Origin of the sequence: Acetobacterium sp. K1/6, assembly GCF_034438075.1 — a bacterium.
In the GTDB taxonomy this organism is placed as follows: Bacteria; Bacillota; Clostridia; order Eubacteriales; family Eubacteriaceae; genus Acetobacterium; species Acetobacterium carbinolicum.
In genome coordinates this window covers 98940-111383 of record NZ_JAXQGA010000005.1, presented here as the reverse complement: position 1 = coordinate 111383, position 12444 = coordinate 98940, and the positions used below count along the sequence as shown (strand labels likewise).

General features: G+C 40.2%; 14 protein-coding genes. 1 reads left to right on the top strand and 13 read right to left on the bottom strand.

What is annotated here, in order from left to right; translation table 11 throughout:
• Nucleotides 1–21: 21 nt before the first annotated feature.
• From ychF to rplU, 9 genes are all read right to left on the bottom strand, one after another.
• Entirely contained in the window at nt 22–1119 is a 1098-nt protein-coding gene (gene ychF / locus U2P91_RS06035) for a redox-regulated ATPase YchF (protein WP_111886882.1), read from the bottom strand.
• 257 nt (nt 1120–1376) lie between these two features.
• The gene (gene rsfS / locus U2P91_RS06030; protein ID WP_111886881.1) at nt 1377–1721 is read right to left on the bottom strand and encodes a ribosome silencing factor; all 345 of its coding nucleotides are present in this window, start codon (nt 1719–1721) and stop codon (nt 1377–1379) included.
• Nucleotides 1718–2314, bottom strand: coding sequence for a bis(5'-nucleosyl)-tetraphosphatase (symmetrical) YqeK (gene yqeK, locus U2P91_RS06025; RefSeq protein WP_111886880.1), 597 nt, complete (start codon nt 2312–2314; stop codon nt 1718–1720). The genes rsfS and yqeK overlap by 4 nt, the downstream gene beginning before the upstream one ends.
• Nucleotides 2301–2942, bottom strand: coding sequence for a nicotinate-nucleotide adenylyltransferase (gene nadD / locus U2P91_RS06020; RefSeq protein ID WP_111886879.1), 642 nt, complete (start codon nt 2940–2942; stop codon nt 2301–2303). The genes yqeK and nadD overlap by 14 nt, the downstream gene beginning before the upstream one ends.
• A gap of 16 nt (nt 2943–2958) precedes the next feature.
• Nucleotides 2959–3321 (bottom strand): YhbY family RNA-binding protein, encoded by a 363-nt coding sequence (locus U2P91_RS06015; protein WP_111886878.1) that lies wholly within the window; start codon nt 3319–3321, stop codon nt 2959–2961.
• A 51-nt stretch (nt 3322–3372) separates the two neighbouring features.
• Nucleotides 3373–4656, bottom strand: a complete 1284-nt coding sequence (gene obgE / locus U2P91_RS06010) for a GTPase ObgE (protein ID WP_111886877.1) — start codon at nt 4654–4656, stop codon at nt 3373–3375.
• A 112-nt stretch (nt 4657–4768) separates the two neighbouring features.
• Complete coding sequence (gene rpmA / locus U2P91_RS06005; RefSeq protein ID WP_014356380.1) at nt 4769–5056, bottom strand: 50S ribosomal protein L27; 288 nt, start codon at nt 5054–5056, stop codon at nt 4769–4771.
• 16 nt (nt 5057–5072) lie between these two features.
• Complete coding sequence (locus U2P91_RS06000; protein WP_111886876.1) at nt 5073–5399, bottom strand: ribosomal-processing cysteine protease Prp; 327 nt, start codon at nt 5397–5399, stop codon at nt 5073–5075.
• A gap of 6 nt (nt 5400–5405) precedes the next feature.
• Complete coding sequence (rplU, locus tag U2P91_RS05995) at nt 5406–5723, bottom strand: 50S ribosomal protein L21 (protein ID WP_111886875.1); 318 nt, start codon at nt 5721–5723, stop codon at nt 5406–5408.
• Between the two features lie 241 nt (nt 5724–5964).
• On the opposite strand from rplU, the gene srtB reads away from it, so the two are divergent.
• Nucleotides 5965–6675 carry a class B sortase gene (gene srtB / locus U2P91_RS05990; RefSeq protein WP_111886874.1) on the top strand — a complete coding sequence of 237 codons (711 nt, stop codon included), beginning with the start codon at nt 5965–5967 and terminating at the stop codon, nt 6673–6675.
• Nucleotides 6676–6762: 87 nt separating this feature from the next.
• Here the strand turns inward: srtB and U2P91_RS05985 are convergent, their stop codons facing one another.
• The 4 genes from U2P91_RS05985 to U2P91_RS05970 form a co-directional block, all read right to left on the bottom strand.
• Nucleotides 6763–8178, bottom strand: coding sequence for an alanine/glycine:cation symporter family protein (locus U2P91_RS05985; RefSeq protein WP_204355460.1), 1416 nt, complete (start codon nt 8176–8178; stop codon nt 6763–6765).
• 206 nt (nt 8179–8384) lie between these two features.
• Nucleotides 8385–8876, bottom strand: coding sequence for a nucleoside-diphosphate kinase (locus U2P91_RS05980; RefSeq protein WP_111886873.1), 492 nt, complete (start codon nt 8874–8876; stop codon nt 8385–8387).
• Nucleotides 8877–9662: 786 nt separating this feature from the next.
• The gene (locus U2P91_RS05975; protein ID WP_111886872.1) at nt 9663–10346 is read right to left on the bottom strand and encodes a TIGR03936 family radical SAM-associated protein; all 684 of its coding nucleotides are present in this window, start codon (nt 10344–10346) and stop codon (nt 9663–9665) included.
• Entirely contained in the window at nt 10339–12186 is a 1848-nt protein-coding gene (locus U2P91_RS05970) for a TIGR03960 family B12-binding radical SAM protein (protein ID WP_111886871.1), read from the bottom strand. The genes U2P91_RS05975 and U2P91_RS05970 overlap by 8 nt, the downstream gene beginning before the upstream one ends.
• Between the last annotated feature and the right edge of the window lie 258 nt (nt 12187–12444).

Below are 12444 nucleotides of genomic sequence, written 5' to 3'. Positions count from 1 at the left end.
CTAACTGCTAGGATAAATAATCTAGACATTAAATCGAAAAAAGGTAACATCGCCATCTTTCATGACATAGTCTTTTCCTTCAACCCGGGTGACGCCGCTTTCCTTGGCTTTTACTTCCGTACCGGCTTCAATTAATTGTTCAAAACTCGTTATCTCAGCCCGAATAAACCCACGTTCAATATCAGTGTGGATCTTACCGGCGGCCTGAGGCGCTTTGGTACCTTCGGTGACAGTCCAGGCTCTTATCTCCTGGGGTCCGGCGGTCAAAAAAGTAATCAGCCCTAATAACTTATAGCCTGAACGAATAACCTGGTCAAGTCCCGATTCTTCCAAACCCATATCAGATAAAAATTCTGCTTTTTCAGCATCATCAAACTGAGCGATTTCTTCTTCAATTTTTGCCGAAATTTTAATAATATCCTTGTGACTACCGGAGTGATTTTCCCGAACAGTCACTTTTAAACGGGTTACCATCTCATTATCTTCATGAAGATCATTCTCTGAAACATTGGCGATATAAAGTACCGGTTTAATCGAAATCAATTGAATCGTTTGAATGAATTCCCATTCATCGACTGTAAAATCATCGTCATGCGGCATTTTTCCACCTTCAAGAATTTCCCGCAATCGCATCGCTACTTCGATGTTAGCTTTTTCCTGAGGATTTGTTTTAGCCAGCTTTTTATTTTTTTCGATCCGTCGATCCAGCATTTCGATATCTGCAAAAATAAGTTCCAGATTGATGGTCTCCAGATCGTCGATGGGATCGATTTTTCCTTCCACATGAACCACATTTTCATCTTCAAAACAACGGACAACATGGACAATGGCATCAACCTCACGGATATGCGAAAGAAACTTGTTTCCAAGACCTTCGCCTTTGCTGGCACCGCGCACCAGACCGGCAATGTCGACAAATTCGATGGTAGTAGGGATTACCTTTTTTGAATTGTACATTTTTTCTAAAACAGCTAAACGTGGATCTGGCACTGTCACAACCCCGATATTAGGATCAATGGTGCAAAATGGATAATTGGCAGACTCTGCCCCGGCCTTAGTTAACGCATTGAATATGGTGCTTTTCCCGACGTTGGGTAAGCCAACGATTCCTATTTTCATAGTTACCTCTTTCTAATTTTCTTAGTACTGAAATTAATTGTTTTATTATGAAATTCACTCTGCTATCCATGATAGAATTAATCCCGACATTTAAAAAGGTGGATTTTCCAGCCCCGAAGGATCAAGAAGTGCCACCATTTCGATTGGTTCAGTAATTCGGTTGATACCCAAAGTTTATATCAATTGTTGACTTTTTATCTCCAGTAAAATTCACTTAGATAAAAAGTATCAATCAAGTTGATTGCATGAGACGCAGATTATCGATTAACAGGGCTGCTTTTCCAAAGTTTTTCCAAGTTATAAAACTCTCGTTCTTCGGCATGAAAAATATGGATGATCACATCATAATAATCCAGTAAAATCCAGCGACCTTCCCGTTGGCCCTCGATGTTTTTGGGGAATATTTCCAATTGTTTAGCTTCATACTCTATATTATCAGCAATAGCTTTGACCTGACGTTCAGAACTCCCGCTGGCAATAACAAAATAATTGGCAATGGATGTCATTTCGGTTACATTAATGACCTCAATATCCACCCCGTTTTTGTCCTCAATCCAGCTTTTTATTTTTTGTGCAAATTCTTCTGGAATAATAAAAATCACTCACTTTCTTTTTTAATTTTCTTTAAGTTTATGGTTTTGATAATTAAATCGTTTCGCGCATCGATGGTTCGCTTATGGAGTAGTGCACCTGTTCGCGCCACATGACAGATACAATTAGTTAGTGCCATAATAGTGGCCCCGTCCAAATCAGTATCTGCCATTTGTCGAATGGTCTCAACGCCTGGAAAAGTACGGTCTTTTTCAATATAATCGGCCAGATAAATAATCTTATCCAGTGTGCTCATATTCTTGCAACCAGTAGTGTGACAATCTATGGCATTTTGAATTGCGGTATCGTTGATACCGTAACGCTCTTTAGCAAGGACCGCACCCACTGGGCCATGAAGTAGCTGGGGATCATTTCGACTCACACGATCGATTTTAATCTGATGCCGTTTGGCGCAGTCAAGCTGCTGTTCATCTGTCAGATTCTTAGCACAGTCATGCAGCAACGCTGCCAACCTGGCCTGGTCTTGATCACAGCCAAAGTTATGAGCCAGTTTCTCAGCCGCCTCAACCACGTTTTGTGTGTGTGTGAAGCGTTTAGGAGTTAGAATTCTTTTTAAATCTTCTTCGATATCAGTCCAATTCATTGCTATCCTCAATAGACACATTCGGCAAGTAAAGGTGATACTCATGAATATAGGCTTCCACCGCGTCAGGAAGTAAATAACGAATGGAGTATCCATTTTTAATTCGTGCCCGGATATCAGAAGAGGCAATGTCCATTTCGGTGGCATACAGCTTGAAAATAGACGCCCCGTAAATCTCCTGTAGCTCTTTGATCCGCATATCCAGCCGATCGTGACTATAACCCGGACGGAATGTCGTGATAAACTTCACCGACTTTAATAATTCCGGGGCACCCTTCCATAAGGTGATTTCAAACATTAAATCGGCACCGGCAATAAAATAAAAATCACAGTCCGGATAAATTTCTTTAATGGTATTGATGGTATCAATCGTATAGGTGATACCACTCTGATCAATTTCATGGGTCAAAATTTCAAAACTGTCATTGCCTGCGATTGCCAGTTCGACCATTTTAAGTCGGTGCTTTCTGGCAATTTCGTCTTGAGATAACTTAAATGGGTTATTCCCGGTAGGAATAAACAACACCTTATCCAATTCATATTGATCTCGAGCCGACTCTGCCAGTAGTAGATGCCCCGTATGGATGGGATTAAAACTTCCTCCCAGAAGACCGATTTTTTTCTTCATCTCAAACCTTTGCTTACTATGAATTAGTGAATTTTCGCGACGGACTAAGTGCCTTTTTCTTGACACGTTTAATGGGTTTCTGATTTTTTGTAGGCACCTCGATTTTTGTTTTTAATAAATTCTTCTTATAAAGGATAAATTTACTACCGATGGTGCACACAATATCGGATTTTGTGGCTGCAGCTAATTCCCGGGCCACATTATTGACATCTTCCAGAGAATTATTTTGAACCTTTCCCTTGATCAGTTCCCGGGCAATAATGGCGTCCCTGGTCTGCACGATGACTTGTGGTGTGATGCCATCTTTACCGATGAAAATGATATCGGGAATATCCATCGCAAGTTTTCTTAAATAACTTCTTTGTTTACTTGTTAACATTTTTTCTCTACTTTCTACGACGCTATTATAACATATAATAATGCGGGAAATCTATTTAAAATACTCAAATTCGATCTCTTCGAGTTGAACCACATCTTCATCCTGAATGCCCATTCTTTCCAATTCTTCAAAGACGCCTTTATCTTTTAGAACCCGCTGGAAGAAACCTATGGAATCCAAATCTTCAAAGTTAACCGACGTAATCAGTCGCTCCACGAATGCACCTTTAACTACAAATAAATGATCGAATTTTTCAACGGTGAATTGTTTTTCTTTAAAGTCCGGGGTGAAAATGATTTCAGTTTCCGGTTCAAAGTCAAAAATCGGCTCTACTTCGCCAATTTCATCGAGCAACTTTATGGTTCGGCTTAACAGTTCATTGAGTCCCTGACCAGTTACTGCGGAAATGACAAAGACTTCATAGCCCATTTGTTCCAATTCAGCCTTTAAATTATCCGTTTCTTCAGGTTCTAAAAGAAGATCAACCTTGTTCAAGGCCACGATCTGAACGCGTTTTGCCAATTTTTCGTTGTATTTTTCCAATTCAAAGTTGATCTTTTTAAAATCATCCAAAGGCTCCCGGCCTTCACTGCCAGAGGCGTCCAGAAGATGAATCAGCAGTTTGGTTCGTTCCACGTGTCTAAGGAACTGATCCCCCAGTCCGGTACCCTCATGAGCACCTTCGATCAAACCGGGAATGTCAGCGATCACAAAAGGATCAAAATTTCGCCATTCAACCACTCCAAGATTGGGAACGATGGTGGTAAAATGGTAATTGGCTATCTTGGGCTTAGCTTTAGTGATCACCGATAAAAGGGTTGATTTACCGACATTTGGAAAACCAATCAGACCTACATCAGCAAGCAGCTTGAGTTCAAGAATAACGGTGCGTTCCTGACCCTTGACACCACCCTGGGCAAAACGAGGTGCCTGTCTGGTGGCGGTGGCAAAGTTCATGTTTCCCCGACCACCCCGGCCGCCTTCGGCGACCCGGTATTTTTGTCCATGTTCTGAAAGATCGCAGATGATTCGTCCGGTATCTTTATCTTTAATAATGGTTCCCACTGGTACTTTGATAATCAGATCTTCTCCGGTTTTACCGGTAGACCGACAACCGGTTCCGTTTTCGCCATTTTCTGCTTTGTGTTTTCTTTTATATTTAAATTCCATCAGGGTCCGAAAACCATTATCAGCCATAAATAAAATATTGCCGCCATGCCCTCCGTTACCACCGTCTGGACCACCATTGGGAACATATTTTTCGCGGCGAAAACTCATGCCGCCATGTCCGCCGTTGCCGGCCTTTAGAATAATCTCTGCTTTATCTACAAACATTGCTACCTCGCTTTTTTTATGGTATCTACCCAAACAACAAAAAATAAAACCTCTTATCTTGTAAAAACGAGCATAAGAGGTTTTATGGATGTATTATTTTGTCACTGGAAAACTAGATGGCTTCCCGAGGATAAATACTTACTTGTTTTTTATCTCTGCCTTTTCTTTCAAAACGTACGATGCCATCTTCTAATGCGAATAATGTATCATCTCCGCCTTTTCCAACGTTAGTACCAGGGTGAATTTTTGTTCCTCTTTGACGAACAAGAATATTCCCTGCTAGCACGAATTGACCGTCTCCTCTTTTGACTCCAAGACGTTTGGCTTCACTGTCACGACCATTTCTTGAACTACCAACCCCTTTTTTATGGGCGAATAGTTGAAGGTTCATTTTTAACATGTTGTTCACCTCCTATTTATTGTTCTTCAAACTGGATATAATCTCCATAAGCTTCCTTAATCCCCCGGATTCCCAGGAGATAGGTCGAAATGAGTGTATCTGTTTTCATCTTCATTGATTCATCTGTGATTTCGGGAATGATAAAGCGGACATAGCCTTCTTCTACCACTTCGCCGAGATCTTTCCGACCAAGAATTTCGGTAAGTCCGTTTAAGATGCTGATGGTTAATACCGATACAGCAGCACAAACGAGATCTTCGCCATGATCAGCAAAACCGGCATGACCAGATACGATTATTTCTTGTGCTATTTTTTTCTTACCTTGAATCTTTACTGAAATCATAAACGCCTACGCTTGGATGCCAGTAATTTTAACTTTCATGAATGGTTGTCGATGACCTTGTTTTTTACGATAATCTTTTTTAGATTTATACTTGTAAATAATAACCTTAGGTCCTTTTGCAACTTCTAAAATTTCAGCTTTAACAACAGCATTTTCAATCATTGGGGTACCAATGATCATTTCACCATCTTTGTTGACTGCTAAAACTTCAGTAAAAGTAATTTCTTTTACATCTTCTTCAGTTAATTTGATTTTCTCAATATGAATAACATCATTTTCTTGAACGCGGTATTGTTTACCACCTGTTTTAATAATTGCATACATGATTCTACACCTCCTCATACCAGACTCGCCACAAAAGGTGCTTTCGACTTAAAACCTTGTGTGTGCGGCTACATAACTTTATAAATAATAACATGGCAAGCTCCAAAAGTCAAACAAAATAATTAGAATACAAGCTGTTTTGCATAATTGATCAATCCACTCAACTATTTTTATTTATTTGGAGGTTTTTCAGTAAAATTGGGTATAATTGATACAAAACAACTAGAGGAGGAAAATAAAATTGCAAAAAAGCATGTCTAAAATAAAGATTGTTGCTGTTTTTTTATTAATCGCATTGGCGATCGGATTCACTATTTATAATTTTTATCCAAAGATCAATCAGACCGTGCAAAAGGATAAAATCATTGCTGTTGCTAAAGAAAATCACACTGAAATCGCCGACCGGATTGATTTTAACGCCTTACTTGCACTCAATCCTGATACGATCGGTTGGGTTCAAATCGAAGGAACCCCTTTGGAGTACCCGGTCGTTCAGACCGATAACAATGATTACTATCTATCCCATAATTACTTGCAGGAAGAGTCCTTTGAAGGTGCAGTTTTCCGGGATTACCTGTGTAATACTACCACTACCCGGAATCACGTTCTCTATGGTCATTATATGTCTGATGAATCGATGTTTGGCAGTTTGTGGAACTATCAGGATCAAGCCTACTTAAAGCTCCATCCGGTGATACAGTTTGATCAACCTGGTCATCCCGGTGATTGGGAAATCTTCTCGATTTATATTACTAAAGCTGACTACGACTATCGACAGCCAGAATTTATAACCGATGGTGAGTTCATAGACTACATGAATCGACTAAAGGCGAGATCCCTGTATGATACCGGAGTGACTCTTGATCCCGATGATGAAGTATTAACTCTTTCCACCTGCATTTATACCTTCGATGATGCCCGATTTGCAGTTCATGCCCGTAAGGTAAAATAATAAAAGTGTCCGCTAATTACAACATCGATTGTAATGTTTTGACAGCGGACACTTTATAATAATCAACTATTTAAAACCTACGGTAGCTTATTTTCCAGCTTTTCTTAATTCACGCTCTGGCTTGATTATTTTTTCTTCATAATCAAAACACTCTTTGGCGATGACGCTACTTAAAACAAGCAGTGAGATTAGATTCGGAATAGCCATCAAGCCATTCATCGTATCTGAAAAGTCCCAAACTATTTGCAATGCTGTGGTTGCGCCTACAAAAGCTACTAAACTAAATAATAAGCGATAAGCTTTTACCGCTATCGGAGCCTTTATTAAATACTCCAGTGATTTTTCGCCATAATATTCCCAACCTAAAATTGTTGAAAAAGCAAACAGCATTATACCAATGGTGACAATATATCCTCCGATAGGTCCTAGAGCAGATTCAAATGAAGCAATGGTCAATGCCGCTCCACTGAGTAGTTCGCCTGCTTCAGTCATGGTTCCCAGTGCCCCTGAAGAGGCGATGACCAATCCAGTAACTGTACAAACTACCAGGGTATCAAAGAATGTCCCGGTCATATTGATATAACCTTGCCGAGACGGATGATCCGTTTTTGCTGCGGCGGCTGCAATTGGAGCAGAACCTAATCCGGCTTCATTTGAGAATACGCCTCGGGCGACTCCCCAACGCATCGCGCTGAGCATGCTGGCGATTACGGTTCCGCCTACACCACCAGCCATAGCCATAGGTGAAAAGGCCATGGTAAAGATCTGAGCAATACCTGCAGGAATATTTCCAAAATTAATAATAATAACTAGTATACCTGCAACAAAATAGAAAACCGCCATAAATGGTACGATTACGCCACAAACCCGACCAATACTTTTAATCCCACCTAATAGAACAATAATTGCCAGAATGGTGATCACTGCACCTGTAATCCAGGTTGGAATGCCAAAGGTTCCCAAAACTGCACTTGAAATGGAGTTTGCCTGGGTCATGTTACCGATACCAAAAGAAGCAATTACTGCGAAAACTGAGAACAACACCGCCAGAATCGATCCGATCGTCTTATTCTTAAAGCCGTTTTTCATCGCATACATTGGTCCGCCAGCCATTTCACCTTCACTATTCGTTTCGCGGTACTTAACCGCCAATACACTTTCACCATATTTAGTTGAAAGACCAAATAATGCACTGATCCACATCCAAACCAAGGCGCCGGGTCCACCAAGGACCATTGCAGTTGCTACACCAACAATATTACCTGTTCCAATGGTTGCCGCCAAAGCTGTCATTAAAGACTGGAAGGGTGAAATATCACCACTCGATTCTTTTTTTGTCGGGTCCTGCTTGGCAAAAACCGATTTTAGCGCATAACCGAGATTCCGCCATGGCAAAAACTTTAACCGAATTGTTAAAAATATCCCGGTTCCCATGAGTAATGCCAGCATTACAGGTCCCCAAACAAAATTGTTGACTGCTGCAATAATTTCCGAAAAATTCATCTTAACCCCCTTAAAAATATAATGGGATTATTTTATCACTATTTTTTTTACTTCACAAGACTAAATTAACATAAACGAGTTAATGACAAGTATTTACTATCAACTGATCGGATCTGGTACAATAGGTAAATTTTCTCATTTTTCGTAAATATTTTAACCAAACCGTGAATTGTCAGATCATGCTTCAACAGCTTTATTAAGTCTTCTTATATTTTTGAGCTGATCATAGGCGCAAATATTTCATAGGTTTTAGGCCCAAACCAAAGTTTCATTTCAATTAACAAGGATTCCATTGAGTCGCTACAGTGAATTAGGTTGTAGCAGCACCGACCTTCCCGATCGGCGTTTTCAAAGGAATCAGTTCCCAGATCGCCGCGGATCGTTCCTGGTACAGCTTTGGTCGGATCAGTAGCACCGGTTAATTCCCGAGAATTGGCAATCGCATTTTCGCCGTCCTGACTGAGAATAATCGGAACCATTGGTTTACCCACAAACGCTGCGATGGCCATTTTTTTAAAGGATTCGCCAAGTTTTTCAACGACATGGGCATAATGTGTTAAGATTGATTTTTCATCAGCGCTCTTAAATCCGATCATCTCAATCAGGAATCCCTTCTCAATAAATCGTTGAATAATCGGTTCCACTAATTCTGCTTCCAACGCGTCTGGTTTCATAATAATCAAAGCGTATGTTTTCATCAGTAATCCTCACTTTCCATATTTACTATTTATTATACTGATCTTTTACAGGTATTGGGTAAGCTAAACAATTGTTCTGACATAAAAAAGTCAAACAAATACAAAAAACGCTGAAGCCGATCCCGCATCACGATGCAGAACCGGCTTCAGCTTTCAATTTCTGATGTCATTCCTTTTGGACTCACCCCTTTCTATTTAGCAAAAACCTTCTCTTTCACTTTTCAAAGTAACAAACACTTAACTTGAAAACTTCTTCCATTTACCTTGGAAACCAGAAAATTAGAATTATTTGGAGATTGTTAATCTAACCTTTTTTAAGGTTGCTTTCCAGTTTTTTCTTATTTTTTTACGCTGATTGTGATCTCCTATTTTGAGGATTACTTATCTTTGATCTATTATTTGTATTTATGGCCACATCAATTTCGTACCATCATTAAAACTTGATATAAATACGTGATGCTTTTTTCCATAATGTAAATACCGATCTCCAATCAATCACACAATAATTGTCTGCAATCTACTCAGATAAAATTCGAGAACTGTTGCAGATGCGGAGGTAACAATCGATAAAATTTAACTAAGCGATCGGTATCGTGTTAGAATTTTTTTCTAACAGATTGCCGGCTTCCTTTAATCTTATCTGCAGTTAAGGTTTATTTACTTTTCAATGACCGTCTCAGTCAATCTGGAAAAGGATTGAGTTGATCTTTGATTTAGCTAAATTATAGCACGTTTTTTTTAAATGTAAAGTCTTTTTTTGTAAACGTTTTATTCCTTTTGTAAACCTTAAGCATCAGCTTTAATTATGAGTTCTTCACGATGAACCTCGATCGTGGGATCAATTAGAAAGACCGTGCTATTTTGATTATTTACACTCTCTAGAACATGTTCTGGCTTAACACTTTGTTGCTCGATATAAATCAAGGTCATCTTGACATTCACCTTGTCTTTTTCAGAATCAGCAAAAACTGCGATCGATTCGATAAATGGTCGTATATCTTTATCAACAAACTTCCCTTTTTTATTTCTTTTTTGCATAAAAATCTGAGACCGTTCAAGATAAGAACGGATGGATTCAGACAATTCTCTTAAATCAGTTTCAGGCACGACTTTGATGCGAATCCGATAGATGCTTTTACAAAGCGATGCCGACAGGGATCTGACCCCTTCGTCGCAGATTTTTGCAGTGATGATTTCCAGGCCATTGGGCAAAACCTGGTTCATGCGGCTGATAAATGTTTCTACATCAATGTTCTTTGATACCATCACTTCACCAAACTCACCATCACTTGTCAAGCCCACGGACATAGCCAGTGCGAATGACATTTTAGGATGAGGATTGAATCCCTGGGAGTATTCAACAGGAATATTGGCCCGACGAAAAGCCCGTTGAAACAGGCGCTGCTGATCTAAATGGGATAAAAAACGCAGGGGTGTAGTTCGCTTAAATTGATATTGAATTTTAACCATTGCATTTCCATCCTTTCTTGAACTCCATAATTCCACAATTCGAGCAGCTTTCGGGGCAGAAGGGCGTCGTTAACGCAGCTTCCGCTTTTTGTGCCTCGGCTTTTAAAAATTTCTTAGTGACCCCTGTATCAATAAAATCCCATGGTAGGATTTCGTCAAAGTCTCGATTTCGCAAGGCATAGAAATTCGGATCAATTCCTGCTTCAGCAAAGGCTTCGGTCCACTTTTCCAGATCAAAGTATTCTCCCCAGCCATCAAACCGGCAGCCTTTTTGATGGGCTTTTTCCAGCACCAGACCCAATCGACGGTCACCCCGGGCAAAAACAGCTTCCAGAAAGCTAACCCCACTATCGTGCCAGCTGTAGGAAATCTTTCGTTCTTTAATGCTGGCTTTTAAATGACGCTGCTTGTTCATAAATTCTTCCGGGGTATTCTGTCCCATCCACTGGAAAGGCGTGAATGGTTTCGGTACAAAAGAAGAAGCGCTGAGAACAACCTTCACACTTTTATTCCGGGACTCACGATCAATTTTATAGTACTCATTCACGACTTTTTGTCCCAGATCGGCAATGCCTTTGATATCGGCAAGGGTTTCTCCCGGCAAACCAATCATAAAGTAGAGTTTGACATGTCCCCACCCCTTCTCAAAGGCAGTTCTAACCGTATCCATCAGGTTTTCTTCGGTCACGCCCTTATTGATAACGTCGCGCATCCGCTGCGTACCAGCTTCCGGTGCCAGAGTCAATCCGGCTTTCCTGACTTTTTGAATCTCTTCCAGCATCTCAATGCTTAAGGAATCAATGCGTAGAGATGGCAGGGTAATACTAACCTTACCAACTTCAGCATCACAGACCAGGTTTTTAATCAAGGTTTCAATTTCACTGTAATCACCCGTGCTAAGAGATGACAACGAAGCTTCATCGTAGCCAGTAGATGCGATTAGAGCTTTAATTTTTGATTGGATCGTTGGTACGGTTTTCTCACGGGTGGGACGATAGATCATCCCAGCCTGGCAAAAGCGGCAACCCCGTCCACAACCTCTGAAAATTTCGTAACTGATGCGATCATGAACGGTTTCCGTATAGGAAACCACAATTTTATCCGGGAAGTAAGCTTGATCCAGGTCTTCGATAAATTGTTTGCGGATCGTCGCTGGCACTTCTTCTGCAATGGGGGTGAAGGCAGTAATCACCCCAGACATTTCATCATAGCTGACCGCATAAAAAGCCGGGACATAAACCCCTTCAATCGCCGCTGCCATTTTTAAAAAGTCCTGACGGTTGCCGCCGACTTTTTTCCACTCACGGTGAGCAGCCATAATTCTTAAGATCACCTCTTCTCCCTCACCGATGACAAAAATGTCAATAAAGTCTGACAGCGGTTCGGGATTATAGGCACAGGGACCTCCCGCGATCACAAAGGGTTCATCTTCTTTTCGCTGGGTGCTTCTCATGGTGATCTTCCCCAATTCAAGCATATTTAAAATATTACTGAAGCTCATTTCATATTGAAGGGTAAATCCCACAAAATCGTATTCGTTTAAAGGCATCATCGATTCCAACCCATATAAGGGCAGATCATGTAGCCGCAATTGTTCTTCCATATCCACCCAGGGTGCAAATACCCGTTCACACCAGATGTCCTTTTCTTCGTTAAGTAATCCATAAAGAATTTTCATGCCTAAATGGGACATTCCCACCTCATAGGTATCTGGGAAGGCAAAAGCAAAGCGAATCATCTCTTGATCTGGGGTCTTATGGACAGAATTCACCTCATTGCCAAGATAAGTGATCGGTTTTGTTACCAAGGGTAAAATATTTTTTTCAATATAATTATTCATTCATTTCCTCATATTTATAATTTTTAAACGTTAGTCTAATTTTAGCACACCTAATCTTACATGATTCTTACTGGCTTGTATAGTCCCCGCATCAGAATAAATATTCATTGCCTCAATTTAATTCTGAACATCATTCAGAAAAGTGCATTTGATAAACAATACCAATTGTGATAGACTACACAATGTTTGTAATTTTATATCGAACTTTTGCGGAATTAAATGGGCCTTGTGTTCAATGAATAACGCAAAAAACGAATT

Bases quoted from the DNA above. Each gene is read 5' to 3' on its own strand.
- rpmA (WP_014356380.1), bottom strand. From the start codon at position 5,056: ATGTTAAAAATGAACCTTCAACTATTCGCCCATAAAAAAGGGGTTGGT.
- U2P91_RS05980 (WP_111886873.1), bottom strand. From the start codon at position 8,876: ATGAAAACATACGCTTTGATTATTATGAAACCAGACGCGTTGGAAGCA.
- ychF (WP_111886882.1), bottom strand. From the start codon at position 1,119: ATGAAAATAGGAATCGTTGGCTTACCCAACGTCGGGAAAAGCACCATA.
- U2P91_RS06015 (WP_111886878.1), bottom strand. From the start codon at position 3,321: ATGTTAACAAGTAAACAAAGAAGTTATTTAAGAAAACTTGCGATGGAT.
- obgE (WP_111886877.1), bottom strand. From the start codon at position 4,656: ATGTTTGTAGATAAAGCAGAGATTATTCTAAAGGCCGGCAACGGCGGA.
- U2P91_RS05985 (WP_204355460.1), bottom strand. From the start codon at position 8,178: ATGAATTTTTCGGAAATTATTGCAGCAGTCAACAATTTTGTTTGGGGA.
- U2P91_RS05970 (WP_111886871.1), bottom strand. From the start codon at position 12,186: ATGAATAATTATATTGAAAAAAATATTTTACCCTTGGTAACAAAACCG.
- U2P91_RS05975 (WP_111886872.1), bottom strand. From the start codon at position 10,346: ATGGTTAAAATTCAATATCAATTTAAGCGAACTACACCCCTGCGTTTT.
- nadD (WP_111886879.1), bottom strand. From the start codon at position 2,942: ATGAAGAAAAAAATCGGTCTTCTGGGAGGAAGTTTTAATCCCATCCAT.
- yqeK (WP_111886880.1), bottom strand. From the start codon at position 2,314: ATGAATTGGACTGATATCGAAGAAGATTTAAAAAGAATTCTAACTCCT.
- U2P91_RS06000 (WP_111886876.1), bottom strand. From the start codon at position 5,399: ATGATTTCAGTAAAGATTCAAGGTAAGAAAAAAATAGCACAAGAAATA.
- rplU (WP_111886875.1), bottom strand. From the start codon at position 5,723: ATGTATGCAATTATTAAAACAGGTGGTAAACAATACCGCGTTCAAGAA.